The sequence below is a fragment of the Serinicoccus kebangsaanensis genome, from assembly GCF_008919445.1.
Lineage (GTDB): Bacteria > Actinomycetota > Actinomycetes > Actinomycetales > Dermatophilaceae > Ornithinicoccus > Ornithinicoccus kebangsaanensis.
Window position 1 is genome coordinate 272,469 of record NZ_VSLG01000002.1, and the last position, 26,999, is coordinate 299,467.

Consider the following 26,999-nt stretch of genomic DNA (forward strand, 5'->3'; position numbering starts at 1 on the left):
GCGCTCCAGCGTAGGACCAGGTCTAGCTGGCGTCCTGTTGTGGCGAGGGGTCGTGCTCACCGGGCCGCTGGGCCTCGACCACGTGCATCGCGGCCAGCACCCCGCGGTCGTCGAAGGGCCGGCCCACGACCTGCACCCCGAGGGGGCGGCCGTCTGCCGTGCGACCCACGTCGGCGGTCCCGGCCGGCTGGCCGGTCATGTTCCACGGCATGGTGAAGTTGATGTGCCACATGCCTCTGCCCTCGTCGGGGTAGGGCATCGGGAGCTCGGCGGCGAAGGCCGCGCACGGGGCGACGGGGGACAGCAGCAGGTCCGGGTCGCCGGCCGCCGCCCACGCGGCCGTCGTCCGCGCCTGCACCTGGGCGAAGGCGTGGTAGGCGTCCATCACCTCGGTGCCGCTCAGCCCACGCGCCCGGGAGACCCAGTCGGCGATGTAGGGGAGCACCTGGGACTGGCGGTCGGGTGCGAGCCGGGAGTAGTCCGCCCACGAGCGCGCCTGCCAGAAGCGGTTGACGCCGTCGAGCAGGTCCTGCGAGAGCCAGGGTCCGACGCGCCGGACCTGGGCGCCCGCGTCGGCGAGGCGGTCTGCGGCTGCCTCCACGGCGGCGCGGACCTCGGGCTCCGGCTCCACGCCGTAGCCGGCCTCGGTCCACAGCGCGACCCGCAGTCCGGTGACGTCGAGGTCGAGGTCGTCCCAGTCGATGTGCTGCGGTGGCAGCGAGGTCCAGTCCACCGGGTCCGGCCCCGCGAGCGCGGACATCAGCAGCGCGCAGTCGCGGGCGGTGCGGGCCATCGGTCCGGCGGCGCGACCCAGATAGGGCGCGTGCAGAGGTATGCGCCCGGCGCTCGGCTTGAGGGTGGCGAGGCCGAGCCAGGTGCCGGGTAGCCGGATCGAGCCGCCGATGTCGGTGCCCACGTGCAGCGGGCCGTACCCCGCGGCCGCCCCCGCGCCGGCACCGGAGCTCGAGCCTCCCGTGGTCCAGGCGGGGTCGAGCGGCGACCGGGTGATGCCGTGCAGGCTCGAGACGCCCGAGGAGAGCATGCCCCAGTCCGGCATGACCGTGGACCCGAGGACGATCAGGCCGGCCTCGCGGCAGCGTCGGGCGACGGGCGAGTCGACCTCGGGCACCACCGGGTCGACCCCGGCGCAGCCCACCTGCATGGGGACGCCCGCGCGGGCGATGTTCTCCTTCAGCGTGACGGTCAGACCGTCCAGCGCACTCCGCGGCTCTCCGCGCTCCCAGCGCCGCGCCGAGTCCTGCGCCTGACGCATCGTCCCCTCGACGTCGGCCCGCACCGCCAGGGCGCCCAGCTCCCCCTCCCGCGCATCGACGACCGCGTGCACCTCGGCGAGGACGTCGACCGGGGAGAGCGAGCCGTCGGCATACCCCGCGGCGGTCGAGATCGCGTCACGGTGCGCGTCACGGTGCAGGGCATCTCGGTGTCGCGCGTCACGGTGCATCAGGCTTCTCCAAGGTCAGGCACGGATCCACCCTAGGCTCCCGAATTCGACCTCTCGAATCGTCGCCATGGCAACGATTCGAGAGGTCGAATTCCGGCGGCGTGGGCGGTCAGCCGTGGAGGACTTGGCAACCGGGGCACCAGTAAGCCGTCTGCAGCCCCATCCGCTCAGCCAGCACCGCCGCGCCGCAGCGCGGGCACGGGCGGCCGCGTCGGAGGTAGACGGCATACCTCTTGGGCCAGCGCGGGACCGGCTCATCCCGGACCAGCAGGTCACGCGCCGCGACCAGCTGCTCCGGGTGGGTGACGATCCAGCCGGCCCCGAGCCCGACCGTCATGAGCTCGATGGCGTCCTGCCACAGCGTGCGCAGCGCCTCGACCGGCACGGCGTTGCCCGGCGAGTGCGGGTCGATCCGCGCCCGCCAGAGCAGCTCGGCGCGATAGACGTTGCCGATCCCGGACACGACGCTCTGGTCGAGCAGGAGCAGCCCCAGGGCGCGACGGGACCGGTGCAGCCGCGCGACCGCCGCCGCCGGGTCGGCGTCGTCGCGCAGCGGGTCCGGACCGAGCCGGGCATGCAGCGCGGTGAGGCCGTCCGGGTCGAGCAGCTCGCAGATCGTGGGTCGGGTGACCTCCAGGAGGTATGCGGACGTGAGCCAGCGCCAGGCCAGGCCCTCGCGGACGGGAGGATCCGTCCGCGGCAGACCGTCCGGCCCCAGTGCCCGCCGGTGCCGGCGCACCGAGACGCGTCCGTGCATGCCGAGGTGGAAGTGGCCCGACCACGCGGTGTCGGCGACGTGCACGAGCAGGTGCTTGCCGTGCGCCTCGGCGCCGCTCACCGCCAGCCCGTCGAGCAGCTCCGGGTCGAAGGCGTCGGTCGCCGGCCCGCTGGACCGACCTCGCTGCCCCACCAGCTGGCGCACCCGCCCGGCCATCCCGTGGACGGCGTGACCCTCGGCCATGCGGTCGACCTTACGGAACTCACAAGCTCTGCAGGATTTCGACCTCTGGAATCGTCGCCATGGCGACGAAAGGAGAGGTCGAATTCGGGCGGAGCGGGCGGAACAGGGCTCGCGGGGATCGTCCCTCAGGCGTCAGGCGTCGAGTGGCGTGACGTAGGCCGAGCTGATGCCGCCGTCCACGAGGAACTCGCTGGCCGTCATGAAGGAGCTGTCGTCGCTGGCCAGGAAGGCCACCGCGGCGGCCATCTCCTCCGGCTCGCCGAAGCGGCCCATCGGCACGTGCACCAGCCGGCGCTGCGCCCGCTCCGGGTCGGAGGCGAAGAGCTCCTGCAGCAGCGGGGTGTTCACCGGCCCGGGGCAGAGCGCGTTGACCCGCACGCCCGACCGGGCGAACTGCACGCCCAGCTCGCGGGTCATCGACAGCACCCCGCCCTTGGACGCGGAGTAGGAGATCTGCGAGGTGGCCGCACCCATGACCGCGACGAACGAGGCGGTGTTGATGATCGACCCCCGGCGCTGCTCGATCATGTAGGGCAGCGCGGCCTGGCAGCACAGGTAGACGCTGGTCAGGTTGACCTCCTGCACGCGTCGCCAGGTGGTCAGGTCGGTGTCCAGGATGGAGTCGTCCTCCGGCGGCGAGATGCCGGCGTTGTTGAAGGCGACGTCCACGCTGCCGTAGGTCTGCTTCGCGGTGCGGAACAGGTGCTCGACCTGGTCGGGGTCGGTGACGTCGGTCCGCACGAAGAGGCCGCCGAGCTCCGCGGCCATCCCCTCGCCGGTCGTCTCCTCGCAGATGTCCGCGAGCACGACGGTGGCGCCCTCCGCCGCCAGCCGGCGCGCACTGGCCAGGCCGATGCCGCTGGCTCCGCCGGTGACGACGCAGACGCGGCCGGCGAGCCGCTGGGTCAGGTCGATGCTCGTGTCGTGGTGGCTCATGGTCGTCCCCTCGTCTCAGTCGGTGGTGGCGATGAAGATGGTCTTGGTGTCGGTGAAGGCGTCCAGGGCGTGCGGCCCGAGCTCACGACCGAGCCCGGACTGCTTGAAGCCGCCGAACGGGGTGGAGTAGCGCACCGAGCTGTGGCTGTTGACGGCGATGTTGCCGGCCTCGAGCCCGCGGCCGACGCGCATCGCCCGCCCCACGTCCCGCGTCCAGATCGACCCGGACAGCCCGTATGCCGTGTCGTTGGCGATGCGCAACGCCTCCGCCTCGTCCCGGAACGGCAGCACCGAGATCACCGGACCGAAGATCTCCTCGGTGAACGCGGGGTCGGTCTCGGACCGGGTGCGGAGCACCGTCGGCGGGTGCCAGAAGCCTGGTCCCGGCGGTGCCGCACCCTGGATGAGCACCTCCGCGTCACTGACGTAGCCGGCCACGACGTCGCGCTGACCTGCGGAGATGAGCGGGCCCATCCCGCTCGCGTCCTCGCCGGGGTCGCCGCAGACGAAGCCCTGGACCGCGGGCTCCAGCAGGCCCAGGAACTCCTCCAGCACCTCCGCCTGCACCAGCAGCCGGGAGCGGGCGCAGCAGTCCTGGCCGGCGTTGTCGAAGGCCCCGCCGGGGGCGGCCGCGGCGGCTGCGGCCAGGTCGGCGTCCGCGAAGACGATGTTGGCGTTCTTGCCGCCCAGCTCCAGCGTCACCCGCTTCACCTGGTCCGCGCACCCGGCCATCACCCTCTTGCCCACCTCGGTGGACCCGGTGAAGACCACCTTGCGCACAAGCGGGTGGGTGACGAACCGCTCGCCGACGACGGACCCACGGCCCGGGAGCACCTGCAGCACCCCCTCGGGCAGCCCCGCCTCGAGCGCGAGCTCGGCGAGCCGCATCGCGGTGAGCGGGGTGAGCTCGGCCGGCTTGAGGACCACCGTGTTGCCGGCGGCCAGGGCCGGCCCGATCGCCCAGCCGGCGATCGGCATCGGGAAGTTCCACGGCACGATGACGCCGACGACGCCGAGCGGTTCGGCATACGTCAGGGCGACGCCGCCGTCCACCGGGATGGTGTCGCCGACCGGCCGCTCGGGCGCTCCCGAGTAGTAGTTGAGGACGTCCCGGACGTTGCCCGCCTCCCACCGGGCGTTGCCGATGGTGTGCCCGGCGTTGCGGACCTCCAGCGAGGCGAGCTCCTCGACGTGCTCGTCGACGACGGCGGCGAACCGTCGCAGTAGCCGCGCCCGGTCCGCCGGCGACACCTGGCGCCAGCTGCCGAACGCCCGGTGGGCGGCCTCGATCACCCGGTCGGTCTCCGCCTCGTCGGCCAGCTCGAGGGTGGTGATGACCTCCTCGGTCGCGGGGTTGACGACATCGGTCGTGCTCATCTGCTCAGGACCTCCTCGGGGTCGGGTGCGGGACCGTGGCCTGGGCCACGAGGGCGTCGAAGAGTCGGCGGTCGGCCGGGTTCTCCTCCGGGTGGAACTGCACCCCGACCGCCCAGCCGGGAGCGTCGGTGGGCTCCAGCGCCTGGATGACGCCGTCGTCCGAGCGCGCAGTGACGGTCAGCCCGTCGGCGACGCGGTCGACGCCCTGGTGGTGGTAGCACGGCGAGGACGCCTCCTCGCCCAGCACCTCGGCGATCCGCGAGCCTGGCTCGGTCCGGAAGCTCACCTCGCCGAAGACGCCCGGGCTCGGCTGGTATGCCGTGTGCCCCAGCCGCTCGGGCAGGTGCTGGTCGAGCGTGCCGCCCAGGGCGACGTTGAGCACCTGCACCCCGCGGCAGATCGCCAGCAGGGGGACCCCGCGATCCAGCGCGGCCCGTGCCAGCGCCAGCTCCGGGTCGTCGCGCACCGGCTCGGGCGCGGTGGTCGGGTGCGGCGCGGCGGCATACTGCCCGGCGTCCACGTCGGCCCCGCCGATCAGGACCAGGCCGTCGAGTACGTCCAGGACCGCGGGGTCGGCACCCACCGGCGGCAGCAGCACGGGGGCGCCGCCCGCCGAGGCCACCCCCTCGACGTACACGGCCGGGACGACGGCGGCCGGACGGCGCCAGACACCCCAGGCTGCCTCCTTGTAGTAGGTGGTCAGCCCGATCCGCGGTCGGCTCACAGGCGCTCGAACCCCCGCCGCAGCTCCCAGTCGGTGACCGCCGCGTCGAAGGCGGTGATCTCGACGTCCGCCATGTTGACGTAGTGGTCGACGACGTCCTGCCCGAACGCCGCCCGGGCCACCTCCGAGCCGGCGAACAGGTCGCGGGCCTCCCGCAGCGTGTGCGGCACGAGCGGTGCGTCGGACTCGTAGGCGTTGCCGGTCATCATCGGCTCCAGCTCCAGCTCGGCCTCGATGCCGTGCAGACCTCCGGCCATCATCGCCGCGACCGCGAGGTAGGGGTTGCAGTCGCCGCCGGGCACCCGGTTCTCCATCCGCGCCGCCGACCCCTCCCCGACGATCCGCACCGAGCAGGTCCGGTTGTCCTGCCCCCAGGCCACCGCGGTGGGGGCGAAGGACCCCTCGGCGAACCGCTTGTAGGAGTTGATGTTGGGAGCGTAGAAGAGGGTGAACTCGCGCATGGTCGCCAGGACCCCGGCGATGAAGTGGTCGTAGAGCGCGGTCCGCTCACCGTCCTCCCAGAAGACGGTGGAGCCGTCCAGGCCGCGCAGGGACAGGTGGATGTGGCAGGAGTTGCCCTCCCGCTCGTTCGGCTTGGCCATGAAGGTCAGCGATTGGTCCAGGTCCGCGGCGATCATCTTGGCGCCGGTCTTGTAGACGCTGTGGTTGTCGCACGTGGTCACCACGTCGTCGAAGAGGAAGCCGATCTCGTGCTGGCCGAAGTTGCACTCACCCTTGGCCGACTCGACCGTCATCCCCGCCTTCCACATGTCCGAGCGGATCCGGCGCAGCAGCGGCTCGACCCGGCCGGAGCCGACGATCGAGTAGTCGACGTTGTATTGGTTCGCCGGAGTGAGACCGGTATACCCCTTGGTCCAGGCCTCCTCGTAGGAGTCGCGGTAGACGACGAACTCCAGCTCGGTGCCGGCGACCGCCGACCACCCGTGCCCGGCGGCGCGCTCCACCTGTGAGGTGAGCATGGCGCGGGGCGACATGGGGACGGGTGTGCCGTCGGTGAGCGCCAGGTCGCACTGGATCATCACCGTGCGCTCCAGCCAGGGGATCCACCGGATGGTGTCCAGGTCGAGGGTGAACTCCATGTCGCCGTAGCCCGCCTCCCACGAGGAGATGGCGTAGCCGTCCACGGTGTTCATGTCGGTGTCGACCGCCAGCAGGTAGTTGCACCCCTCGACGCCGTGCCCGAGCGCGTGCTCGACGAAGTACGCGGCGTGGAGGTACTTGCCCTGCAGCCGGCCCTGCATGTCGGTGAAGGCGACGACGACGGTCTCGATGCTCTCGTCGGCGACACCGGCCCGGAGCTGGTCGACGGTGAGCATCCGCTCGCTGCGCGGGTGGGTCATCGCAGGCGTCCCTCGGCCTCGGTCAGCTGGTCGAACTCTTCCTCCGGCGCGGAGGAGACCAGGTGGTGGCGGCTGTAGAACCAGAAGTAGGCCACGAAGGCGACGAAGACCGCTGCGGTGATCCCGGCGGCGGTGCGGTCCACGATGAAGGTCGCGATGACCGCGACGACGCTCAGCGCCAGGGCGACGCCGGTGGTCACCACGCCGCCCGGCGTGCGGTAGCCGCGCTCCAGGTCCGGCTCGCGGCGCCGCAGCACGATGTGCGAGAGGTTGAGCAGGACGTAGGAGACGGTGGCGCCGAAGACGGCGATGTTGATGAGCAGGGCGCCGTTCTGGGTGAGCGCCGCGAGGAGGAAGCCGATGGTGCCGGGCACGACCAGCGCCACCCAGGGCGTCTTCCGGCTGCCGGTGAGCGACAGGAACCGCGGCAGGTAACCCGCGCGGGAGAGGGCGAAGAGCTGGCGCGAGTAGGCGTAGATGATGGAGAAGAAGCTCGCGATGAGCCCGGCCAGCCCGGCGTAGTTGACGAAGCCGGCGATCCAGGAGTCCTCGCCCAGCGCCGTCCGCAGCGCCAGCGGGAGCGGGTTGTCCGACTCGCGGACCGTCTCCGCGCCGGCGGAGCCCGGGATCAGCACCAGCATGAAGGCGGCGAAGACGAGCAGCACGCCCATCGCGACGATGATGCCGCGCGGCATGTCGCGCTTGGGGTCGGCCGTCTCCTCGGCCGCCAGCGGCACGCCCTCGACGGCGAGGAAGAACCAGATGCCGTAGACGAGGGCCGCGAGGGCGCCGGCGAAGCCGAAGGGGAGGAAGCCGCTGGCGCCGGCCGCGTCGGTGACGGCGATGTCGAAGAGGTTGTCGACCCGGAAGTGCGGCAGCAGCCCCACGACCGTGGCGACGAGCGCGAGCACGGCCACCACGGTGATGGCGAACATCACCTTGAGCGCCTCGCCGACGCCCCAGATGTGCAGCCCGATGAAGATGAGGTAGGCCACCAGGTAGACCGGCCAGGAGTTGGTCAGCCCGAACAGGCCGAGCGCCTCGACGTAGCCGCCGATGAAGACCGCGATCGCGGCGGGCGCGACGGCATACTCGATGAGCACCGCGACGCCGGTCGCGTAGCCGCCGAGCGGGCCCAGCGCGCGCCGGGCGAAGCCGTAGCCAGCGCCCGCCGTCGGCAGGGTGGAGGACATCTCCGCCAGGCCGAAGACCATGCAGGTGTACATCACCCCCATGAGCACCGTCGCGATGAGCAGGCCGCCCCAGCCACCCTCGTCCAGCCCGAAGTTCCACCCGGCGAAGTCGCCGGAGATGACGTAGCTGACGCCGAGTCCCGCCAGCAGCACCCAGCCGGCCGCCCCCTTCTTCAGCTGGCGGTGCTGGTGGTAGTCGGCGGCGACGTCCTGGTAGTCGACCCTGCGCTTGGCCATGGAGAACCTTCCTGGGAGTCAATGGATCATCACTGGCCCATTGGGGATGGGACGAGTCTGTCGCTGCTCCGGCGCTCGCGTCAAGGGTGCGGGAGACCTACATTGGCGCGTATGCAGCGGCCTGGGATGCCGCGGGTCGGTCCGGTCCGCAGCGGCAACGTCTTCGAGGAGACGATGGAGCACCTGCTGCGGCTGCTCCGGCTCGGCACCTTCCCCCCAGGGTCGAAGCTGCCGGCCGAGCGCGAGCTCGCCGAGTCGCTGCGGGTCTCGCGCACCACGCTGCGGGACGTCCTCGCCCAGCTGCAGGAGGCGGGCTACGTCCGGGTGGAGCGGGGGCGGTACGGCGGCACCCGGGTCACGGAGGAGCCCCCGCCGCGTGCCGGTCAGGGGCCGCTGGACGCGAGCGACGTGGAGGACCTGCTGACGCTGCGGCTCATCGTCGAGCCCGCCGCCGCCGGCCTGGCGGCCCGGCGCGAGCTCTCCGCCGCCGAACGGGGCCGGGTGGAGCAGGCCGCGGCGGACTGCGCCGCGGCGACGGTGGAGCAGTACCGCCCGTTCGACGCGCGCTTCCACCTCGCCCTGGCCGAGCTCAGCGGGTCACCGAGCCTCGCCGGCGTGGTCGCGGACGTGCGGGACCGGGTCAACGCGATGCTGGACCGGATCCCCCTCATCCCCCCGAACCTGGCTCACTCGACCGAGCAGCACCAGGCGGTCGTCGCAGCCGTCCTGGCGGGTCGACCCGCTGCCGCCGACGAGGCGATGCGCGAGCACCTGGAGGGCACCGCGGCCCTCCTGCGCGGATTCCTCTCCTGACGCCGTCGCCCGGCGTCGGAGGCGAGGCCCGCTCCGGCGGGGCGCGCGGTCAGCGCTCGTAGCGGCGGGGCCTGGACTGGGGGCGCTGGCGGCTGAACTCCCCACCCTCACGACCGCCGTACGGCCGCCCGTGATCGGCATACTCCTCGCGCACGTAGACGAAGGTCTGGTCGCCGCAGGTCACAGTGGCGCCAGTGCGCAGCACGATGCCGTCGTGGGCCGGTGCGCCACCGACGCTCGCGACGTCCTCCACCGCGTGCAGCAGGTACTCGTCGGTGGTCGCGTCGCGACGGATCTCGGCGTGCCGCGCCGCGAGACCGGGGACGACGACGTCGTTGTCCGGCGCGGAGCCGATGGTGGTGGTGCCGCGCCGCAGCGGCGCGACCAGCCGCGGTGCGCCCTGCTCCGGGCCGGGCGGTCGGTAGTAGACCAGCCGGGGCTCGCCACCCCCGAGCGGGTCGTGGGTGGTGGTGACCCGGCGTCGCCGCAGCCGCGCCACGGTCGGTGCGAGGGGCCACGGCGTGCCGGGCGGGAGCAGGTCGGCGAGCGAGGGGCCGTCCGTCCGCGCCGCCCGGAGCAGCCGCAGCGCGGCGCGCCGGTCCCGCACGGCGACGTGTCGCGAGCCGGTGACGGCCCGGTCCAGCAGACGCGACCGGACCTGCCCGAGCGACAGCACCGGACCGTCCGGACCCGCGATCGAGACGGTCAGGCCGGCGTCCGCCGCCGCCGCGGCGATGTCGGACACGATGTCCGTGGCGGCGCGGCGCCCCAGCCCCAGCGGCACCCCGCCGAGCTCGTCGAGCTGGACCTGCAGCTCGGTGCCGGTGCCCTGGACGGTCGCCGAGAAGTGCTCGGACGGTCGACCGTCCGTCTCCGGCACCGAGATCGTCAGCCGGAGGTCCGCGTCGATGTGCAGCTGCCCCATGACGTCGGTCAGGCTGCGCCGTGCTCGCGGTCCTCGGTCGTGATCCGCAGCGTGCCGTCCAGCTTCCAGGTGGCGCGAGGAGCGTCCGGACCCGTGTCGCGGGGGACCTCCACGGCCATGTCCTGGAAGGTGTAGTTGATCGCCGCACCCTGCCCGGTGAGGTAGTTCCACATCTCCTTGCCGAGATCGGTCCACGACACCTGCTGGCCGTCGGTCCCGGTCATCTGTCCCTGGTTCTCGGTCATCATGCGCCTCCTGGCATCGGGTCGGACGAGGTGCCCGGACCCTGGTGGAATGCCTGTCAGTCTTGACCCGGTGCACCGCGTTGACAAGCGGAAACGGGTGAGACAAAGGCAACACCACCTTTCCCGCCGACGGTGAATCCGCAGCCCCCTCTCCGCCCGTAGTTCAGGTGAGGGCGGAACACGTCCGCCCCGAGCTGCGATGAAGGAGCACCCCTCATGCGGAAGGTCACAACCACCAGCGCCATCGCCCTGATGGCCGGCGCCAGCACCGTCGCCCTCGCCGGTCCGGCGATGGCGGACAACCACGAGGCGAGCGTCTCCGTGCTGCACGCCGTCCCCGGCCTGACGGTCGATGTCTACGTCAACGGCGAGGAGACGGTCCCCGACTTCGAGCCGGGCACCCTGACCGACCCGCTGACGCTGCCCGAGGGTAGCTACGACATCGCGGTGTATGCCGACGGCGACGACCCCGAGTCGGCCGAGCCGGCCATCTCCGCGGAGGGCGTGGAGGTGCCGGGCGGGGCGAACGTCACGCTCGCCGCACACCTGGCCGAGGACGGCACCCCGATGCTGTCCGCCTTCGCCAACGACACCTCGATGCTGGACGCCGGTCAGGCCCGTCTGACCGTCCGGCACGCGGCGGCCGCGCCTGCGGTCGACGTGCGCGCCGGTGGCAGCCCGGTGGTCGAGGGCCTCACGAACCCGGGCGAGCAGGTGCTCGACCTCGAGGCCGCCATGGTGTCGGCGGACGTGGTGCTCGCGGGCACCGAGGAGGTCGTGCTCGGCCCGGCCGACCTCGACCTGATGGAGGGCACGAACACCATCGTGTATGCCTGGGGCTCCGCGGAGGACGGCACCCTGGACCTCGCGGTCCAGACCATCGACGGGCTGCACGGCGACCCGGGCGGCGTGCCGTCCGGGCAGGGAGGTCTGGCCGGCGCGGGGCCGGTCATGGCCATCCTGCTCATGGCTGGCGCTGCCGGCGCGGTGCTCGCCGGCAGCCGCCTGGTCCGTCGCGAGGCCGCCTGACCCTTGCATCGGACCCAGCCCCGCCGCGGCCGGATCGCTCCGGCCGCGGCGGCGGCTCTTCTCTGCTCCCTCGCGGTCGTCGCGGTCGCCCTGTGGGGGCTGCTCGGCGGTGGGCCGACGCCCGCCGCCGCGGACTTCGGGACCCCGGGCGCCGGGGTCGAGCGGCGCGATGCCGTGCCGTCGCCGGGTGTCGCCGATGCCCCTGCCGGGGCGACGCCCACCGCGGCGGCCAGGGCAGGTGCCGAGCGGCCCGGCACGCGCGAGGCGTCCGTCGAGGCCGCCGCGACGGACCGGGGTCCCCGCCCGGTCCGACTGCTCGCACCAGAGCTAGGGCTGGACGTCCCCCTCGATGCGGTCGGCGTGACCGGCGCCGGGCTGATGGAGATCCCCGAGGACGCCGACCGTGCCGGGTGGTACCGCCACGGGCCGCGGCCCGGCGACGCCGAGGGCTCGGCCGTCGTGGCGGGGCACGTGGACGACCGCGCCGGACCGGGCGCGTTCCTGGCGCTCACCCGCGCCGAGAAGGGCATGACCGTCAGCATCGTGCGCGAGGACGGCTCGCAGCTGGACTACACCGTCACCGCACGTCAGACCACCGACAAGAAGGAGCTTCGGCTCGATGACCTCTTCGACCGTGAGGGGCCACCCAGGCTGCAGCTGGTCACCTGCACCGGCGCCTGGTCCGAGCGTGCCGGGAGCTACTCCGACAACCTCGTCCTCACCGCGGTGCCGGCGACCTGACGCCGGCTCAGCCCGACCGGCGCAGCAGCAGCTGGTCGACGCCCATCCTGCCGGAGGCGAAGGTCCACGCCCCGCCCGCGAGGTAGAGCTCCCAGACGCGCGTCACCTCCTCGCCCACGAGGGCGAGCACGTCGGCGCGACGCTCCCGCAACCGCTGCTCCCAGGAGCGGATCGTCCAGGCGTAGTGCTCGCGCAGGGCCTGCACGCCGCGCAGCTCGAGGCCGGCCCGCTCCAGCAGCTCGATCGTCGTGCCGACCGGCCGCATGGACATGTCCGGGGCGATGAAGGACTCGATGAACGGCCCACCGCCCGGGTTCTTGCCCGGCCGGCTCATCTGCTGGACCAGCACGTGCGCGCCCGGGGCCGCCAGCCGGTGCAGCGTCGAGGCATACGTCCGGTAGTTCTTGTCACCGACGTGCTCGCCCATCTCGATCGAGGCGACCGCGTCGAAGTCGGACTCGGGGACCTCCCGGTAGTCCTGCAGCCGCACGTCGACGCGGTCGGCCACCCCCTGCTCCTGCGCCCGGGCCTGCACGAAGGCCTGCTGCTCCCGGCTGATGGTCACCGCCACGACCCGCGCACCGTGCTCCCGCGCCGCGTGGAGGGTGAGCGACCCCCACCCGCAGCCGACGTCGACGAAGCGCTGGTCCGGGCGGGTGTGCAGCCCCAGCTTGGTGCAGACCAGCTCCAGCTTGTCGAACTGCGCCTGCTCCAGCGTGTATGCCTCGTCCTCCCGTCCCCGCACCAGGTCGGCACCGTCCTGGGTCACGTAGCCGCAGGAGTAGGCCATCTGGGAGTCCAGGATGAGCTCGTAGAAGTCGTTGGAGAGGTCGTAGTGGTGGCTGATCGCCGCGCGGTCCCGCCCCAGGCTGTGCAGCCGGCCCTTGACCACGGCCTGCGAGGCGGGCGGGGCCGGACGTGCCCCCAGCAGCCCCAGGTCCTTGGCGAGCACGCCCAGACCGGCGATGGCCTTCGCGCGCTCGGCCGGGCTCGGGCGGGGTTGCCGGCGCACCAGCTCGTCCCGCACGTGGGCCAGCGCGTCGCCGAGGTCGCCGTCGACCTCGACCTCACCGGTGACGAAGGCCTGGGCCGCCCCGAGCTCGCCCGGCGCCCACATCAGCCGGCGCAACGCCTGCGGCGAGCAGATCCGGACCGTGGGACTCTCAGCCGGGTCCGCCCCGGCGGTGGAGCCGTCCCAGGCGACCAGGTGCGCGGGCACCGTGCCGCCGGCGAGCGGCGCGAGGAGGTCGTGCAGACGTGGCGCGACGGGAGGTGCTGGCATGGAGCCGACCCTAGCGGGATCGGACTGCCCCCTCGCACCCAGTCGCCTAGGGTTGCGGCATGACCGAGGCGGCCAGCGGTGACGACCATGCGATCGCACTGGCGTGGGTGGACGGCGAGCACGACGTCCTCGAGCAGGTCTACCGCCGGTGGGCCGGACTGGTCCACGGCCTGGCCCGCCGCGCCGTCGGCCCGGACGAGGCCGACGACGTCACCCAGGCGGTGTTCGTGTCCGCGTGGAAGGGCCGGACCACCTACGACCCGGAGCTCGGCCCGCTGGGCGCCTGGCTCGTCGGGATCACCCGGCGCACGATCGCCGACCATCTGCGCGTGCGGCAACGACAGACCGCGCCGGCCACCCTCGCCGCGCAGACCCGCGTGGACGACGCCTGGTCCCAGGCCGACAGTGCCGATCTGCTCACGATCTACGAGGAGCTGGAGCGGATCGGAGACCCACAACGACGGATCATCCTGCTGGCCTATGTGGAAGACCTGACGCAGCGGGAGATCGCCGAACGGCTGGACCTGCCGCTCGGCACCGTCAAGACCCATACGAACCGAACCTTGGCTCGGCTCCGAACACTCCTCGGAGGTGCGCGATGACCGATGACCGGGCCGCCGACCGGCGGCCGACCGACGACCCGGGTCCAGACCGGGTCGAGGCGCTGCTGCGGCGTGCCGGATCGGTGGAGAGCGCGCCCCCGGACCACGTGTGGGCCAGCATCCGGGCCGAGGTCGACAGCTCGGTGCCGGAGATCTCCGGCGAGCCCGCCTCCCTGCGGCCGCGGGGTCCGCGGCCCGCCCGCTGGCCCCTCCTGGCGGCCGCTGCCGTCGGAGCCCTCGTGGCCTGGGTCGGCACGGCCGTGCTGGGCGGGGTCTCCGAGGACGAGGTGGTGGTGGCCGACGCCACCCTGGAGGACCTCCCCGAGGCCGGCGCCGCGATCGAGGGCACGGCCGAGGTGGTCACCGTGGACGGCGAGCGTCGGCTGCGGCTGCAGCTGGCCGAGCGCCCGGACGCGGGAGAGGGTTATCTCGAGGTGTGGCTGCTGCGCCCCGACGTGAGCGGCATGGTCACTGTCGGCGTCATCTCCGGGACCGAGGCCGAGTTCGCCCTGCCGGACGGCGTCGACGTGTCGGAGTACCCCGTGGTGGACATCTCCCGGGAGCAGCTCGACGGCGACCCGACCCACGGGGGCCGGAGCGTGGTGCGCGGTGAGCTGAGCGAGGCGTCCGCCGGACCGCACGGTCCTCCGCCACGGGACTGACCCACGTCCCCCGAGCACATCCACCCACCTGACCAGGAAGGCACGACCATGACCGAGCAGCACGACTCCAGCCCGTCCGACCCGGCGACCGTCACCGACGACCCCGAGGCGGTCGCCAAGGCGCACGAGGTGATGTCCGGCATGGACATCGCCATGCTCACGACCGTCGACTCCAGCTCCGGCGACGGGAGGCTCACCAGCCGTCCGCTGTCCACGCAGGTGCACGAGGAGGACGGCGACGTCCTCTTCCTCGTCCGCGCCAGCAGCGCGGTGGCCAGCGACGTGCGCGCCCACCCGCACGTCAACGTCGCCTACTCCTCGATGAAGGCGTGGGTGTCGCTCGCCGGCACGGCGAGCGTCATCGACGACCGCAGCCTGGTCCAGCAGCTCTGGTCCAAGGGTGCCGACGCCTTCATGGACGGTGGCCCGGAGAACCCGGACAACGTCGTGCTGAAGGTCAGTGGCGACACGGTGATGTACTGGGGCGGCGACTCGCTGGTCGGGACCGCCGTCGACACGCTGAAGATGATCACGGGCAAGGGTGACCAGCAGGACGCCGGCCCCACCGTCGTGGAGCTGCCGTGAGCGACACCCTCCGTCCCGCGCGTCTCGGCGCCGGCCGCTGGCTGGCCTCGCTCGCCGCCACCGGCGTCGCCTTCGGTGCGCTCGACGCCCTGTGGCTGGGCGTGCTCGCCAAGGAGAAGTACGCCTCCAGCTTCGGGTCGCTGATGGCCGACCCCGTCAACGTGCCTGCTGCCGCCGCCTTCTACGGCATCTACACCGTGGGCCTGACCCACTTCGCCACGGCACCCGGCGTCGCGTCCGGCAGCGTCGCCCGGGCCGCGGGCCAGGGTGCGGCGCTCGGCCTGGTGGCCTATGCCGCCTACGACCTCACCAGCCTGGCCGTGATCGAGGGCTTCCCGGCCGACGTCGTCCCGCTGGACCTCGCCTGGGGCGCCGTCGCCAGCGGGGTCGCCGCGGCCGTGGCCACCGCGGTCCTGCGCCGACGGAGCGACCGATGAGCGTCCGGGCCCAGCAGCTGCTGGTCACCCTCGCCGCCGTCCTGTGGATCGGCGGGACGCTGATCGGCACCGGCGCCGTGGCCGGCGGCGGGGTCGAGACCCAGGGCGGCGGGCTGTTCTCCGACAGCGCCACGCTCATCGCGCCCCAGGGGCCGGCCTTCTCGATCTGGTCGGTCATCTACCTCGGGCTGGCCGGGTATGTCGTGTGGCAGTGGCTCCCACGCGTCGCGGACTCCCGCTGGGCGAGGGTCACGCGTGCCCCCGCGGCGGCGGCGATCGCGCTGAACGGCCTCTGGCTGCTCGTCGTCTTCGCCGGGTGGGTGTGGCTGTCGGTCATCGTCATGATCGGCATCGTGGTCTCGCTGGGGTGGATGCTGCGGACCACCAGCGGGCTGGACCGGCAGGGATGGGGCGCCGACGTCTGGGTCTCGGCCACGTTCGGGCTCTACCTCGGCTGGATCTGCGTGGCCACCTGCGCCAACATCGCCTCGTGGCTGGTCGGCCTCGGGGTCCCCGCCGACGGCACCGCGTCGACCTGGATCACGGTGGCGGTGCTGGCCGTGGTCGTGGGCATCACCGCCCGGCTGCTGCTGCGCACCGACCAGCGCCTCTTCCGGCTGGGGCTGGCCGCCGCCGTCGTGTGGGGCACCGCCTGGGTGTCCTCGGGACGGCTCACCGGTGAGCTCCGGTCCGAGGTCGTCGGCATCGCGGCCGGGGTCACCGCCCTCGCCGTCGCGGGCCTGGGCCTGTGGGCCGTGGCCCGCCGGTCGTCCGACCTGTCCGCCCCCTCCGACCTGCACGAAAGGCATCCTGCGTGAGCGACCTCCGACCCACCGCCGCCGTGATCGGGGCCGGCATCGCCGGCCTGAGCGCGGCATACCACCTGCGCCGCACCCACCGGGTGCTGCTGCTGGAGGCCGACGAGCGGCTCGGTGGGCATGCCGACACCCACGACGTCCGCACGCCGGACGGCGAGGACCTGTCGATCGACTCCGGCTTCATCGTCCACAACGACCGGACCTACCCGGTGCTGCGGCAGATCTTCGCCGAGCTCGACATCCCCACCCAGGAGACGGAGATGTCGATGTCGATCACGTGCGACGAGTGCGGGCTCTCCTTCGCCGGCGCCAAGGGCCTGTCGGGGCTGCTGGCGCAGCCGGGCCGGATGCTGGACCGTCGCTACCGCCGCCTGCTGCGGGAGGTGCCCCGCTTCCACCGGGCCGCGGTCGCCGAGCTCGCCTCAGCCAGGGCCGGGGAGGCACCCCCCATCACCTGGGGCGGCTTCCTCGAGCGGGAGGCCTTCGACCCCTACTTCGTGCAGCACTACGCCATCCCGCTGATCTCCTGCGTCTGGTCCTCGGGGCACGACGACGCCGCGGCCTACCCCGCCCACCACCTGTTCGAGTTCCTCGACCACCACGGTCTGCTCACCATCGGCGGGTCGCCGACCTGGCGCACGGTCGTCGGAGGCAGCCGCGTCTACGTCGAGCGGATCCGTGCCGCGCTGCACGCCGCCGGCTCGCAGGTCCGCACCTCGGCCCCCGTCACCGGGGTCCGCCGGCACGCCGACGGTGTCGAGGTTCAGGTGGGCGGTGCGCACCCGGTGACCGAGCAGGTGGACCAGGTGGTGGTGGCCACGCACGCCGACGTCGCGCTGCGGCTGCTGACCGACGCGACCGAGGAGGAGCGGGCCGACCTGGAGGCCATCCGCTACTCGGTCAACCCGACCGTGCTGCACACCGACCCCGAGGTGCTGCCCACCGCGCGTCGGGCAAGGGCCTCGTGGAACTACCGGCTCACCGGCTGCACCGCCAGGGACGACCGCGTCCTGGTGAGCTACTGGATGAACAACCTGCACCGGCTGCCGGCCGACGTGGGCGCCGACTACGTCGTCACCCTCAATCACGTCGGGCGGGTCGACCCCGCGCAGGTCCTGGTCGAGCGCGAGTACGCCCACCCGGTCTTCACGCACCAGGCGATCGAGGCCGCCGCGCGGCTGCGCTCCGCCGGTGGTCCCCGCCTCGCCTTCGCCGGGGCGCACCTGGGCTGGGGCTTCCACGAGGACGGCGCACGATCCGGCCTGCAGGCGGTGGAACGGCTCGAGGGCGACCGGGCGCTCGACGGAGTCGCATGAGCTCGCGCCCCTCCGACCCGCCGTTCGAGCCACCACCGGTGCCCGCGCTGGTGGTGGGCACCGTCGCGCACACCCGGCACCGTCCGGTGCATCACGCGTTCCGCTACCGCACCTACCAGTGGCTGGTGGACGTCGACGAGCTCCCGCAGCACCAGGGACCGCTGCGCTGGATCAGCGGCTTCGACGCCGCCGACCACCTCGACTCGGGGCGGCTCGGCGGCGGGATCCGGGGTGACCTGGAGCGCTTCCTCGCCCACCGTGGCGTGCAGCTGCGCCCGACCGACCGGGTGCTCATGCTGGCCAACGCCCGCGTCCTGGGTTATGTCTTCGACCCGCTGACGGTCTTCTGGTGCCTCGACCCCGACGACGGCGTGCGGGCCGTGGTCTTCGAGGTGCACAACACCTACGGCGAGCGCCACGCCTACCTGCTCGACGTGGACGGCACGGGGCGGTCGGGCATGGACAAGGCGTTCTACGTCTCGCCGTTCAACGACACCCGCGGCCGGTATGCCGTCTCGCTCCGGCTCACGCCCCACCGGGTCGTCGTGAGCGTGGGGCTGGACCGCGACGACGAGCGGGTGCTCACCGCCGTGACCGACGGCGTGCCCGAACCCGCCACCGGGCGTGGCATCCGGCGCGCGGCGTTGCGGCACGCCTTCATGCCCCAGGTCGTCACGTTGCTGATCCGCTTGCACGGTCTGCGGCTGTGGCGCAAACTCCCCATCCAGGACCGCCCGACCCACCCGAAGGAGGCCGTCCGATGAACGGACCTGCGCCGATCCCCGTCCGCACCCACCCCGTCGGCCGCGCCAGGGCGGCGGCGGCCCGCACGGTCATGGACCAGGTGCTGCGGAAGGTGGACGTCGACGTCCTGACCGACCCCGCGAGGGCGACCGCGGGCCGGCCGGCGATCGTCATGCACGACCCGGACAGCTTCTACGCCCGATTGGGCGCCTCGCACAAGGTCGCCGTCGGGGAGGGCTACACCGAGGGTGACTGGAGCCCGGCGCCCGGGCACGACCTGGCCGCCGTGCTGCGGCCCTTCGCCGAGCGGCTGGGCGACGGTCTGCCGCGCCCGCTGCGCGCGATGCGGCACCTCGCCGACCAGGCGCTCCCGCGCTCCACGCGCAACACCCTGACCGGCTCGCGGCGCAACATCGAGGCGCACTACGACCTGTCCAACGAGATGTTCGCGGCCTTCCTCGACCCGTCCATGACCTACTCCTGCGCGCTCTTCGACGAGAACGAGCCGTGGGAGGACCAGACGCTCACCGACGCCCAGCTGCGCAAGACGGACGCCGCCCTGGACCGGGCCGGCGTCGGGGAGGGCACCCGGTTGCTCGAGATCGGCACCGGCTGGGGCACCCTGGCGATCCGGGCGGCCGAGCGCGGTGCCGAGGTCGTGACGATCACCCTGTCCCGGGAGCAGGCGGCCTACGCCGAGAAGCGCCTGGCCGAGGCGGGGCTGAGCGACCGGGTCGAGGTGCGGCTGCAGGACTACCGCGAGGTGGACGGGGACTTCGACGCCGTCGTGTCGATCGAGATGGTCGAGGCGGTCGGGGAGGAGTTCTGGCCCACCTACTTCGGGACGATCGACGACCGGCTGGCCCCCGGGGGCACGGCCGTGGTGCAGGCGATCACCCTCCCGCACGAGAGATACCTGTCCACCCGCAACACCTATGGGTGGATCCAGAAGTACATCTTCCCCGGAGGTGCGCTGCCCAGCGTCCAGGCCGTCGAACGCGCCTGCGCCGGGCACACCGCCCTCCGGGTGCGCTCGGTCCACGCCTTCGGCCAGCACTACGCCGAGACCCTCCGCCGCTGGCGGACGGCCTTCCTGGCCGCCTGGCCGACGGTGGAGGAGCTGGGCTTCGACGACCGGTTCCGGCGGATCTGGGAGTTCTACCTCGCCTACTGCCAGGCGGGCTTCTCCGCCGGCGCCCTGGACGTCGACCAGATCGTGCTCGACCGCCCGCCGCGCGGGCCGGTCGCCGCCGGCTGAGGTGCCCTGACCCGTGCCCCGCGAGTCACCCTGGCGACTGAACCCGCTGACCGAGCTGCGGGCCTTCCTGCGCGCCGCCCTGGTCACGCCGGTGCCACGGGACCACCGGGACCCCGCCCCGGTGCTCCGGCGCCGACGGCTGGTCTCCGGGGTGACCCTCGTCGTGGGTGCCGTCGTCCTGTGGTGGTCGTTGCGGCTGCCGCCGGGGGACCCGTGGTTCTACGCCTGGACCACCGTGCTGGCCGGGCTGTGGGTCGGTGGCGCCTTCCTGTCCGGCCGGCTCTACCTGGGTCGGGGACACACCCGGGCGGGAGACTACGCCCGGCCGGTGGTCCAGTCGCTCGCCCTCGGGCTGCTGCTGCTGGTGGTCTTCCTCGGTGGCGCCCTCCTCGTCGGCCAGATCCCCTGGTTGGCCGGTCCGGTGAACGACCTGCTCGACCACGTCCGCTTCGCCTCGGTCCCGATCGTGCTGGTCATCACCGTGATGAACGGGGTGGCGGAGGAGATCTTCTTCCGCGGTGCGCTGTATGCCGCCATCCCGCAGCGGTGGACCGTGCCGGCGACCACGGCGCTCTACGCCCTCGTCACCATCGGCTCCGGCGTCCCGCTGCTCGTCTTCGCCGCCGTCCTCCTCGGTCTCGTCTGCAGCCTCCAGCGGCGGGTGACCGGGGGGATCCTCGGCCCGGCCATCACCCACATCACCTGGTCCGCAGGCATGCTCCTGCTCCTCCCGCCCCTCCTCGAGATCGTGAGCTGAACGATGAACGACGCCACCGACACCCCCCGCCGCGCCCTGGTCACCGGGGCCACCGGCTACATCGGCGGGCTGGTCGTGCCGCTCCTGCTGGAGCGCGGGCATACCGTGCGCGTGCTCACCCGCTCCCCGGACAAGCTGCCGGACGAGTGGTCCGGTCGGGTCGAGGTCACCGAGGGCGACGCGACCGAGCCGTCCGACCTCGCGCGGGCGCTGGACGGGGTGGAGCTGGCCTACTACCTCATCCACTCGATGGACGGCTCCGGCGACTTCGTCGAGCGGGACCGCCGGCTCGCCCGCGAGTTCGGCCGCGCGGCCCGGGAGGCCGGGGTCGGCCGGATCGTCTACCTGTCCGGCCTGCATCCCCAGGGCAAGCTGTCCAAGCACCTGGCCTCCCGGGTGGAGGTGGGGGAGATCCTCATGGCCTCCGGGGTGCCGACCGCGGTGCTGCAGGCGGCGACGGTCATCGGGTCCGGCTCGGCCAGCTTCGAGATGCTGCGGCACCTGACCAAGCGGCTGCCGGTCATGGTGGCCCCGAAGTGGCTGAAGAACCGGATCCAGCCGATCGGCATCGACGACGTGCTGCACTACCTCGTGTCCGCCGCGGAGCTGCCGCGCGACGTCAACCGCACCTTCGACATCGGTGGCCCCGACGTCCTCACCTACAAGGCGATGATGCAGGGCTTCGCGGAGGAGACCGGACTCGCGCACCGGCTGATCGTCACCGTGCCGGTGCTGACCCCGTGGTTGGCCAGCCACTGGGTGGGTCTGGTCACCCCGGTGGACGCCGGCGTGGCCAAGCCGCTGGTCGGGTCGCTGGTGCACGAGGTGGTCTGCCAGGAGAGCGACCTGGGCGAGCTCGTCGGCGTCCCGCCGGGCGGCCCCACGCCCTACCGGCAGGCGGTGCGAGAGGCCGTGGCCCACAGCTGACCCCGGCCGCACCCGCCCGGCACGTCCGCGGACTTCGTGGACGGGGGTGCAGCGCTGACGGCGCACACCGCACGTCGAGGCTGGCGGGTTTGAGGGTGCCCCTGTCGGTGCCACCCCGTAGGGTCTGACGAATGATCCGCTTCGAGGGCGTGACCAAGAGGTATGCCGACGGCGTCACGGCGGTCGACGACCTCAGTCTGGAGGTTCCCCAGGGCGGTATCACCGTCTTCGTCGGGCCCTCGGGCTGCGGGAAGACCACCAGCCTGCGGATGATCAACCGGATGGTGGAGCCCACCGAGGGGCGGATCCTCATCAACGACCAGGACGTCGCGGCCCGCAAGCCCGCGCAGCTGCGCCGCTCGATCGGCTACGTCATCCAGCACGCCGGCCTGTTCCCGCACCGCACGGTGCTGAAGAACGTCATGACGGTCCCCCGCCTCATCGGGTGGGACCAGGCCCGGGCCCGCTCGGCCGCGATGGAGGCGATCGAGAAGGTCGGGCTGACCGCCGACCAGGCCGAGCGCTACCCCGCCCAGCTGTCCGGCGGCCAGCAGCAGCGCGTCGGGGTGGCCCGGGCGCTCGCGAGCGACCCCGAGGTCGTCCTCATGGACGAGCCGTTCAGCGCCGTCGACCCGCTGGTGCGGATGGACCTGCAGGCGGAGGTCAGGCGGCTGCAGCGCGAGCTCGGGATCACCGTGGTCCTGGTCACGCACGACATCGACGAGGCGATCGGCCTGGGCGACCACGTCGCGGTGCTGCGTCAGGGAGGGAGGCTGGCGCAGCTGGCGACACCCGGTGAGCTGCTGCGCGAGCCGGCGGACGACTTCGTCGCCAGCTTCGTCGGCAAGGACCGTGGCTATCGCAAGCTGGGCTTCACCGGGGCCGACCTCGACCCGGCGCCGGAGCAGACCGTGCGGCTCGGCGAGGACGTGCCGACCGGGCGAGGGTGGGTCCTCGCGGTGGGTGAGGGTGGCGAGCCGCTCGGCTGGGTGGACCGGCACACCTCGGGTGGCCCCGTGGGCGAGGACGAGCTGCACCGGATGGGCTCGCTCGCCGAGGTCGGCGACAGCGCCCGGGTCTTCCTCGACGCCGCGCTGTCCGCCCCCTCGCGACGCGGGGTGGTCGTCCAGGACGGCCGGGTGATCGGCACCGTCTCGGCCCAGCAGGTGGTCGACTCCCTGGAGCGCACGTGATCGGCGGCGTCGCCTGGTCCACGGTGGGGGAGCTCGTGCTCAGGCACCTCTACCTCGCCGGGCTCCCGCTGCTGCTCGGGCTCCTCATCAGCCTCCCGCTGGGCTGGCTGGCGACCCGCTACCGCTGGCTGGCGCCGCCGATGATCGCCGGGACCGGCCTGCTCTACACCATCCCCTCCCTCGCCCTCTTCATCCTGCTGCCGCTGCTGCTCGGCACCCGGGTGCTGGACGACGCCAACGTCCTGGTGGCGATGACGCTCTACACCATCGCCCTGCTCACCCGCACGGTCGCGGACGGCCTCGGGTCGGTGCCGGGCGCGACCCGTCAGGCCGCGACCGCCATGGGCTACGGCGAGCTGCGTCGCACCCTCGTCGTCGACCTGCCGCTCGCCGTGCCGGTCATCACGGCGGGCCTGCGCGTCGCCGCGGTCAGCAACGTCTCCATCGTGTCGGTGGCCGCGCTGATCGGGGTGAGCCAGCTGGGTCAGCTCTTCACCGAGGGGTTCAACCGCAACGACATGGGCCCGATCCTCGTCGGCATCGGCGCCTGCGTCGCCCTGGCTCTGGTGCTGGACGCGGGCATCGCGGCGCTCTCCCGGGTGCTGACGCCGTGGCTGCGGGCGGGGGCGGCCCGATGATCTCGCTGACCTGGCAGTGGCTCACCGACCCGGCGACGTGGACCGGGCCCGGTGGCATCCTCGCGCAGAGCGTGACCCACCTGCGGATCTCGGTCATCGCGCTGGCGCTCGCCGCGCTCGTCGCGGTGCCGGTCGGCCTCTTCATCGGCCACACCGGGCGCGGCCGCTGGCTGGCGATCAACGTCGCCGGTGCCTTCCGCGCGATCCCCTCGCTGGGGGTGCTCTTCGTCGCGACGCTGATCCTGCTGCCCCGGCTGAGCGGTGACCTGGCCTTCGAGCTGCCGGTCATCCTGGTCCTCGTGCTGCTGGCCGTCCCACCTGTCCTCTCCGGCACGTATGCCGGCGTGGAGGCGGTCGACCCGGCGGCCCGCGACGCCGCGCGAGGCGTCGGGATGACGGAGTCGCAGATCCTGTGGCAGGTGGAGGTGCCCGCCGCGCTGCCGCTGGTGCTCTCCGGCCTGCGCTCGGCGATGCTGCAGATCATCGCCACGGCGACGATCGCCGCCATCGTCGGGATCGGCGGGCTGGGCCGCTACCTCATCGACGGCCAGGCCTCGCGGCAGTACGAGGTGATGGCCGGCGGGGCCATCGTCGTGGCCGCGCTGGCGCTGCTGGTGGACCTCGTCATGGCCGGGATCCAGCGGGTCGTCGTCTCCCGCGGCCTGGTCGAGGCCAGAGCGGGGTGACCGGCCGGCAGCATCGTGGACCGTGACCAGATCGTGACCCGCGCGGAGGCATACCCGTGACGGGCGAGATGTTCGACCTGACCAGAGAGCGCACCCGACCGGGAGGACCCCATCGTGCGACGTAGCACCCTCATCACCCTTGCCCTGAGCGCAACCCTCGGCCTGGCCGCCTGCGGCGGCGGGGGCGACCCGATGGACACCGGCGGGGGTGAGGGCGACGCCGGCGGCGGCGACGCCTCGAGCGCTCCCGGCAGCCTCACCGTAGGATCGGCCAACTTCCCGGAGAACGAGCTGCTCGCCGAGATCTACGCAGCCGCCCTGTCCGACGCCGGGGTCGAGGTCGACACCCAGCTGAACATCGGCTCCCGCGAGGCCTACATCGCCGGGATCCAGGACGGGTCCATCGACGCGCTGCCGGAGTACACCGGTGGCCTGGCCACCTACCTCAACCCGGAGATCACCGCGACCTCCTCCGAGGACGTGCTCGCCGACCTGCAGGAGAACCTCCCCGACGACCTGCAGGTGCTGGAGATCAGCGAGGCCGAGGACAAGGACTCGCTGGTGGTCACGCGCGAGACGGCGGACGAGCTGGGGCTCACGTCCATCGCCGACCTCGCCGACGACGCCGGTGACCTGACCCTCGGTGGTCCGCCCGAGTTCGAGACCCGTCCCAACGGGGTCGACGGCCTGGCGGAGGTCTACGGGCTGGAGTTCGGCGGCTTCCGCTCGCTGGCGGCCGGGGCCAACCTGACGGTGCAGTCGCTGGCCAACGGCCAGGTGGACGTCGCCAACATCTTCACCACCAACCCGGCGATCGAGGAGAACGACTTCGTCGTGCTCGAGGACCCGGAGTCGCTCTTCGCCGCGCAGAACGTCGTGCCCCTGATCCGCTCCGACGCGGTCAACCCCACGATCGAGGAGACGCTGAACGAGGTGTCGGCCGCGCTGAACACCGACAACCTCACCTCGATGATGGTGCAGGTGCAGACCGACGGCGAGGACCCGGCGGACGTCGCCCGGGAGTTCGTGGACGCCAACCTCGGGGGCTGAGCAGCGGCCGACCGCCGCTCACACCGCGCTGGCGTCCAGCTCGACCGGCCGCCCGCCCACGACCACCCCGTGCAGCGCCCACCCCTGCGGGAGCAGCGGTGAGGGCTTGGTGCTGAGGATCCCGGCCGGCACGTCGACGCGCAGGCCGACGGCCGCGGTCATCATGGCGGCGGCCGCGGCGGCCGACCACGCCTGCGGCCGGCAGGACGCCGGGTAGGGAGCGGCGCTGCGCCCCACGGCCTCCCCGGACAGCAGCTCGGGGAAGCGGCCCTGCGTGGCCCCGGCCAGTCGCAGCAGCGCCTCGATCAGCGTGTCGGCCTCGCGGCGGTGACCGGTGGCGGCCAGGCCCCGCAGGGCGATGGCGGTGTCGTGGGTCCAGACGGACCCGGTGTGGTAGCCGAGCGGGTTGTAGGCGGGGTTCTCCGACGACAGCGTGCTGATGCCGAAGGGCGTCAGCAGGTCGGGGCGCATGAGCCGTCGGGCCACGAGGGTGACCTCGTCCGGCGTGAGCAGCCCGGTCTCGAGCACGTGCCCCATGTTCGACCCCACCCCGTCGACCGGGCGGCCGTCGCGGTCCAGCGCCATCGCCAGGTAGGCGTCCTCGCCACTGCCGACCCAGAACCGCTCGCGCACGCGCGCGGACAGGGCGTCGGCCCACTCGCGCCAGCGTCGCCCGTCCTGACCGGCGACCGCCTCCAGCAGGTCCGCGGCGCCACGGGCCGCCTCGACGGCATACCCCTGTGCCTCCAGCAGGGCGATCGGTGCCGGCGCGACGGAGCCCTCCGCCGTGCGCATGGAGTCCCCGGAGTCCTTCCACCCCTGGTTGGCCAGGCCCGTCCCGGTCGTGTCGAGGTAGCGCAGGAAGCCGTCCGGCGACTCCGCCACCATCCGCTCCATCCACGACAGCGCGGCCCGGACGTGGGGCAGCAGGGGCTCGACCTGGTCGGTGGGGACGCCCCAGCGCCACAGGTCGTGGACCAGGCAGAGCCACAGCGGAGTGGCGTCCACGGTGCCGAAGTAGACGGGGGCCAGATCGATCTCGTGGTCGCGGAACGTCTCGCGGCGCACCTCGTGCAGGATCTTGCCCGCCTCGGCCCCGATGCTCGGGTCGTCGTGCCGGGCCTGGCGCCGGGCGAGGACGCGGGCCGTGCCCAGCGCGAGGCGGGGGGCGAAGGGGATGAGGAACCGGGCGGTCCAGATGGCGTCCCGCCCGAAGAGCGTGAGGTACCACGGGGAGCCGGCCGCGATGAACGAGTCCTCCGGGTGCTCCGGGTCGGTCTGGGCCAGATGGCTCAGGTCCGCCAGGTTGGTGGTCGTCGCGAGCTCCCACCGGGCGTCGGCGTCCAGCCGCGCCCCGGACAGGTCGCAGCGGCCCGGGCGGGAGTCGAACGAGGTCGGGACCCGCCTCTCGGCGGTGACGCGCACGCTCACCTGCGCCCGACCATGGGCAGGCAGGTCCAGGGCCCAGCGCAGCCGTGCCCCACCATGCTCGCCGAGCAGGCCGGTGTCCGCGGGTGGCGGCTCGGCGGTCACGGAGGTGAGGTGCCGACGGTCGCTCCAGCTCACCCGCTCGTGCTCCACGGCCGTCTCCAGCGCCGGGGAGGAGTCGGCGAGTCCGGACTTCACGCGGGACAGCGTCGCCCCGTCTCCGCCGACGTCCAAGGTGAGGTCGACGCGCTGGCCCGAGGCCGAACGGGACACCAGGTCGATCTGCTCGTGGAGCTCGTCGTCCCGCAGCACCCGGCGGCGGTGCACCTGGAGCGTGGGGTCGGGGGTCGGGCCGGACACGGCGCGGGCGACCCCGAGGAGCTCGGTGGTGTCGCCGCCCGAGTGGGACGCCACCGCGACGGGGCGCTCCCCGGCGACACGGAGGTCGAGCAGCGAGACGACGCGCTGGTCGTCGAGGAACCAGCCGGTGCCGGGAGCGCCGATCGTGCCCTCGCGGTCGCTGAGCACGGTGGAGGGGCCGTCCACCGCGATCTCCAGCTCATGGAGCCAGGGTTGTTGCGGCACCGGTTCCTCCTGACGTCGGGTCAACCC

Annotated in this window: 28 protein-coding genes; 17 read left to right on the plus strand and 11 right to left on the minus strand. The window is 73.0% G+C overall.

What is annotated here, in order from left to right; all coding sequences use genetic code 11:
- Positions 1 to 22: 22 nt before the first annotated feature.
- The 7 genes from FXF60_RS03370 to eat all read right to left on the minus strand — a co-directional run bounded on the left by FXF60_RS03370 (position 23) and on the right by eat (position 8,251).
- Positions 23 to 1,462, minus strand: coding sequence for an amidase (locus FXF60_RS03370; protein WP_151523846.1), 1,440 nt, complete (start codon positions 1,460 to 1,462; stop codon positions 23 to 25).
- Positions 1,463 to 1,571: 109 nt separating this feature from the next.
- Complete coding sequence (locus tag FXF60_RS03375) at positions 1,572 to 2,423, minus strand: Fpg/Nei family DNA glycosylase (protein ID WP_151523847.1); 852 nt, start codon at positions 2,421 to 2,423, stop codon at positions 1,572 to 1,574.
- Between the two features lie 132 nt (positions 2,424 to 2,555).
- Positions 2,556 to 3,359, minus strand: a complete 804-nt coding sequence (locus FXF60_RS03380; protein ID WP_192796573.1) for a 3-oxoacyl-ACP reductase — start codon at positions 3,357 to 3,359, stop codon at positions 2,556 to 2,558.
- Positions 3,360 to 3,374: 15 nt separating this feature from the next.
- Entirely contained in the window at positions 3,375 to 4,736 is a 1,362-nt protein-coding gene (locus FXF60_RS03385; RefSeq protein WP_151523848.1) for an aldehyde dehydrogenase family protein, read from the minus strand.
- 4 nt (positions 4,737 to 4,740) lie between these two features.
- Positions 4,741 to 5,460 (minus strand): gamma-glutamyl-gamma-aminobutyrate hydrolase family protein, encoded by a 720-nt coding sequence (locus FXF60_RS03390; RefSeq protein ID WP_151523849.1) that lies wholly within the window; start codon positions 5,458 to 5,460, stop codon positions 4,741 to 4,743.
- Positions 5,457 to 6,821: a glutamine synthetase family protein gene (locus FXF60_RS03395; protein WP_151523850.1), complete on the minus strand. Its 1,365-nt coding sequence runs from the start codon at positions 6,819 to 6,821 to the stop codon at positions 5,457 to 5,459. The genes FXF60_RS03390 and FXF60_RS03395 overlap by 4 nt, the downstream gene beginning before the upstream one ends.
- Positions 6,818 to 8,251 (minus strand): ethanolamine permease, encoded by a 1,434-nt coding sequence (eat, locus tag FXF60_RS03400; RefSeq protein WP_151523851.1) that lies wholly within the window; start codon positions 8,249 to 8,251, stop codon positions 6,818 to 6,820. Before eat ends, FXF60_RS03395 begins: the two co-directional genes overlap by 4 nt.
- Positions 8,252 to 8,362: 111 nt before the next feature.
- Here eat and FXF60_RS03405 point away from each other — a divergent pair, with 111 nt between their 5' ends.
- Entirely contained in the window at positions 8,363 to 9,064 is a 702-nt protein-coding gene (locus FXF60_RS03405) for a FadR/GntR family transcriptional regulator (RefSeq protein ID WP_151523852.1), read from the plus strand.
- 49 nt (positions 9,065 to 9,113) lie between these two features.
- Here FXF60_RS03405 and FXF60_RS03410 read toward each other — a convergent pair whose 3' ends face one another.
- Both FXF60_RS03410 and FXF60_RS03415 read right to left on the minus strand, forming a co-directional pair.
- On the minus strand, positions 9,114 to 9,989 hold the full coding sequence (locus FXF60_RS03410) for an FHA domain-containing protein (RefSeq protein ID WP_151523853.1): 876 nt from the start codon (positions 9,987 to 9,989) through the stop codon (positions 9,114 to 9,116).
- Between the two features lie 8 nt (positions 9,990 to 9,997).
- A complete protein-coding gene (locus FXF60_RS03415; protein WP_151523854.1) occupies positions 9,998 to 10,234 on the minus strand; it encodes a hypothetical protein in 237 nt (78 codons plus the stop codon).
- A gap of 216 nt (positions 10,235 to 10,450) precedes the next feature.
- On the opposite strand from FXF60_RS03415, the gene FXF60_RS03420 reads away from it, so the two are divergent.
- Positions 10,451 to 11,263, plus strand: coding sequence for a DUF4397 domain-containing protein (locus FXF60_RS03420; RefSeq protein ID WP_151523855.1), 813 nt, complete (start codon positions 10,451 to 10,453; stop codon positions 11,261 to 11,263).
- A 3-nt stretch (positions 11,264 to 11,266) separates the two neighbouring features.
- Entirely contained in the window at positions 11,267 to 12,004 is a 738-nt protein-coding gene (locus FXF60_RS03425; protein ID WP_151523856.1) for a class F sortase, read from the plus strand.
- A gap of 7 nt (positions 12,005 to 12,011) precedes the next feature.
- Here FXF60_RS03425 and FXF60_RS03430 read toward each other — a convergent pair whose 3' ends face one another.
- Positions 12,012 to 13,286 carry a class I SAM-dependent methyltransferase gene (locus FXF60_RS03430; RefSeq protein ID WP_151523857.1) on the minus strand — a complete coding sequence of 425 codons (1,275 nt, stop codon included), beginning with the start codon at positions 13,284 to 13,286 and terminating at the stop codon, positions 12,012 to 12,014.
- Between the two features lie 59 nt (positions 13,287 to 13,345).
- Between FXF60_RS03430 and FXF60_RS03435 the strand changes: the two genes are divergently transcribed.
- From FXF60_RS03435 to FXF60_RS03500, 14 genes are all read left to right on the plus strand, one after another.
- A complete protein-coding gene (locus FXF60_RS03435; protein WP_151523858.1) occupies positions 13,346 to 13,888 on the plus strand; it encodes an RNA polymerase sigma factor in 543 nt (180 codons plus the stop codon).
- On the plus strand, positions 13,885 to 14,550 hold the full coding sequence (locus tag FXF60_RS03440) for an anti-sigma factor (RefSeq protein ID WP_151523859.1): 666 nt from the start codon (positions 13,885 to 13,887) through the stop codon (positions 14,548 to 14,550). The genes FXF60_RS03435 and FXF60_RS03440 overlap by 4 nt, the downstream gene beginning before the upstream one ends.
- 48 nt (positions 14,551 to 14,598) lie before the next feature.
- Complete coding sequence (locus FXF60_RS03445) at positions 14,599 to 15,135, plus strand: pyridoxamine 5'-phosphate oxidase family protein (protein WP_151523860.1); 537 nt, start codon at positions 14,599 to 14,601, stop codon at positions 15,133 to 15,135.
- Positions 15,132 to 15,572, plus strand: a complete 441-nt coding sequence (locus FXF60_RS03450; protein WP_202879539.1) for a DUF2177 family protein — start codon at positions 15,132 to 15,134, stop codon at positions 15,570 to 15,572. Before FXF60_RS03445 ends, FXF60_RS03450 begins: the two co-directional genes overlap by 4 nt.
- On the plus strand, positions 15,569 to 16,390 hold the full coding sequence (locus FXF60_RS03455) for a TspO/MBR family protein (protein ID WP_151523861.1): 822 nt from the start codon (positions 15,569 to 15,571) through the stop codon (positions 16,388 to 16,390). Before FXF60_RS03450 ends, FXF60_RS03455 begins: the two co-directional genes overlap by 4 nt.
- Positions 16,387 to 17,706, plus strand: coding sequence for an NAD(P)/FAD-dependent oxidoreductase (locus FXF60_RS03460; RefSeq protein ID WP_151523862.1), 1,320 nt, complete (start codon positions 16,387 to 16,389; stop codon positions 17,704 to 17,706). Before FXF60_RS03455 ends, FXF60_RS03460 begins: the two co-directional genes overlap by 4 nt.
- Positions 17,703 to 18,470 (plus strand): DUF1365 domain-containing protein, encoded by a 768-nt coding sequence (locus tag FXF60_RS03465; protein ID WP_151523863.1) that lies wholly within the window; start codon positions 17,703 to 17,705, stop codon positions 18,468 to 18,470. The genes FXF60_RS03460 and FXF60_RS03465 overlap by 4 nt, the downstream gene beginning before the upstream one ends.
- Complete coding sequence (locus tag FXF60_RS03470; RefSeq protein ID WP_151523864.1) at positions 18,467 to 19,708, plus strand: SAM-dependent methyltransferase; 1,242 nt, start codon at positions 18,467 to 18,469, stop codon at positions 19,706 to 19,708. Before FXF60_RS03465 ends, FXF60_RS03470 begins: the two co-directional genes overlap by 4 nt.
- Positions 19,709 to 19,721: 13 nt before the next feature.
- The gene (locus tag FXF60_RS03475; RefSeq protein WP_238335676.1) at positions 19,722 to 20,465 is read left to right on the plus strand and encodes a CPBP family intramembrane glutamic endopeptidase; all 744 of its coding nucleotides are present in this window, start codon (positions 19,722 to 19,724) and stop codon (positions 20,463 to 20,465) included.
- Between the two features lie 3 nt (positions 20,466 to 20,468).
- A complete protein-coding gene (locus FXF60_RS03480; RefSeq protein WP_151523865.1) occupies positions 20,469 to 21,392 on the plus strand; it encodes an NAD(P)H-binding protein in 924 nt (307 codons plus the stop codon).
- A 131-nt stretch (positions 21,393 to 21,523) separates the two neighbouring features.
- Positions 21,524 to 22,585 (plus strand): ABC transporter ATP-binding protein, encoded by a 1,062-nt coding sequence (locus FXF60_RS03485; RefSeq protein ID WP_151523866.1) that lies wholly within the window; start codon positions 21,524 to 21,526, stop codon positions 22,583 to 22,585.
- On the plus strand, positions 22,582 to 23,223 hold the full coding sequence (locus tag FXF60_RS03490; RefSeq protein WP_151523867.1) for an ABC transporter permease: 642 nt from the start codon (positions 22,582 to 22,584) through the stop codon (positions 23,221 to 23,223). The genes FXF60_RS03485 and FXF60_RS03490 overlap by 4 nt, the downstream gene beginning before the upstream one ends.
- Positions 23,196 to 23,909 carry an ABC transporter permease gene (locus tag FXF60_RS03495; RefSeq protein ID WP_238335677.1) on the plus strand — a complete coding sequence of 238 codons (714 nt, stop codon included), beginning with the start codon at positions 23,196 to 23,198 and terminating at the stop codon, positions 23,907 to 23,909. Before FXF60_RS03490 ends, FXF60_RS03495 begins: the two co-directional genes overlap by 28 nt.
- Positions 23,910 to 24,023: 114 nt before the next feature.
- Complete coding sequence (locus FXF60_RS03500; RefSeq protein WP_151523869.1) at positions 24,024 to 24,959, plus strand: ABC transporter substrate-binding protein; 936 nt, start codon at positions 24,024 to 24,026, stop codon at positions 24,957 to 24,959.
- 18 nt (positions 24,960 to 24,977) lie between these two features.
- Here the strand turns inward: FXF60_RS03500 and FXF60_RS03505 are convergent, their stop codons facing one another.
- Positions 24,978 to 26,972: a glycogen debranching N-terminal domain-containing protein gene (locus tag FXF60_RS03505; protein WP_192796574.1), complete on the minus strand. Its 1,995-nt coding sequence runs from the start codon at positions 26,970 to 26,972 to the stop codon at positions 24,978 to 24,980.
- Between the last annotated feature and the right edge of the window lie 27 nt (positions 26,973 to 26,999).

Excerpts from the sequence above, each read along its gene's own strand:
- FXF60_RS03370 (WP_151523846.1), bottom strand. The coding sequence starts at position 1,462 with ATGCACCGTGACGCGCGACACCGAGATGCCCTGCACCGTGACGCGCAC.
- FXF60_RS03375 (WP_151523847.1), bottom strand. The coding sequence starts at position 2,423 with ATGGCCGAGGGTCACGCCGTCCACGGGATGGCCGGGCGGGTGCGCCAG.
- FXF60_RS03380 (WP_192796573.1), bottom strand. The coding sequence starts at position 3,359 with ATGAGCCACCACGACACGAGCATCGACCTGACCCAGCGGCTCGCCGGC.
- FXF60_RS03385 (WP_151523848.1), bottom strand. The coding sequence starts at position 4,736 with ATGAGCACGACCGATGTCGTCAACCCCGCGACCGAGGAGGTCATCACC.
- FXF60_RS03395 (WP_151523850.1), bottom strand. The coding sequence starts at position 6,821 with ATGACCCACCCGCGCAGCGAGCGGATGCTCACCGTCGACCAGCTCCGG.
- eat (WP_151523851.1), bottom strand. The coding sequence starts at position 8,251 with ATGGCCAAGCGCAGGGTCGACTACCAGGACGTCGCCGCCGACTACCAC.
- FXF60_RS03405 (WP_151523852.1), top strand. The coding sequence starts at position 8,363 with ATGCAGCGGCCTGGGATGCCGCGGGTCGGTCCGGTCCGCAGCGGCAAC.
- FXF60_RS03410 (WP_151523853.1), bottom strand. The coding sequence starts at position 9,989 with ATGGGGCAGCTGCACATCGACGCGGACCTCCGGCTGACGATCTCGGTG.
- FXF60_RS03415 (WP_151523854.1), bottom strand. The coding sequence starts at position 10,234 with ATGACCGAGAACCAGGGACAGATGACCGGGACCGACGGCCAGCAGGTG.
- FXF60_RS03420 (WP_151523855.1), top strand. The coding sequence starts at position 10,451 with ATGCGGAAGGTCACAACCACCAGCGCCATCGCCCTGATGGCCGGCGCC.
- FXF60_RS03430 (WP_151523857.1), bottom strand. The coding sequence starts at position 13,286 with ATGCCAGCACCTCCCGTCGCGCCACGTCTGCACGACCTCCTCGCGCCG.
- FXF60_RS03435 (WP_151523858.1), top strand. The coding sequence starts at position 13,346 with ATGACCGAGGCGGCCAGCGGTGACGACCATGCGATCGCACTGGCGTGG.
- FXF60_RS03440 (WP_151523859.1), top strand. The coding sequence starts at position 13,885 with ATGACCGATGACCGGGCCGCCGACCGGCGGCCGACCGACGACCCGGGT.
- FXF60_RS03445 (WP_151523860.1), top strand. The coding sequence starts at position 14,599 with ATGACCGAGCAGCACGACTCCAGCCCGTCCGACCCGGCGACCGTCACC.
- FXF60_RS03455 (WP_151523861.1), top strand. The coding sequence starts at position 15,569 with ATGAGCGTCCGGGCCCAGCAGCTGCTGGTCACCCTCGCCGCCGTCCTG.
- FXF60_RS03465 (WP_151523863.1), top strand. The coding sequence starts at position 17,703 with ATGAGCTCGCGCCCCTCCGACCCGCCGTTCGAGCCACCACCGGTGCCC.
- FXF60_RS03470 (WP_151523864.1), top strand. The coding sequence starts at position 18,467 with ATGAACGGACCTGCGCCGATCCCCGTCCGCACCCACCCCGTCGGCCGC.
- FXF60_RS03480 (WP_151523865.1), top strand. The coding sequence starts at position 20,469 with ATGAACGACGCCACCGACACCCCCCGCCGCGCCCTGGTCACCGGGGCC.
- FXF60_RS03485 (WP_151523866.1), top strand. The coding sequence starts at position 21,524 with ATGATCCGCTTCGAGGGCGTGACCAAGAGGTATGCCGACGGCGTCACG.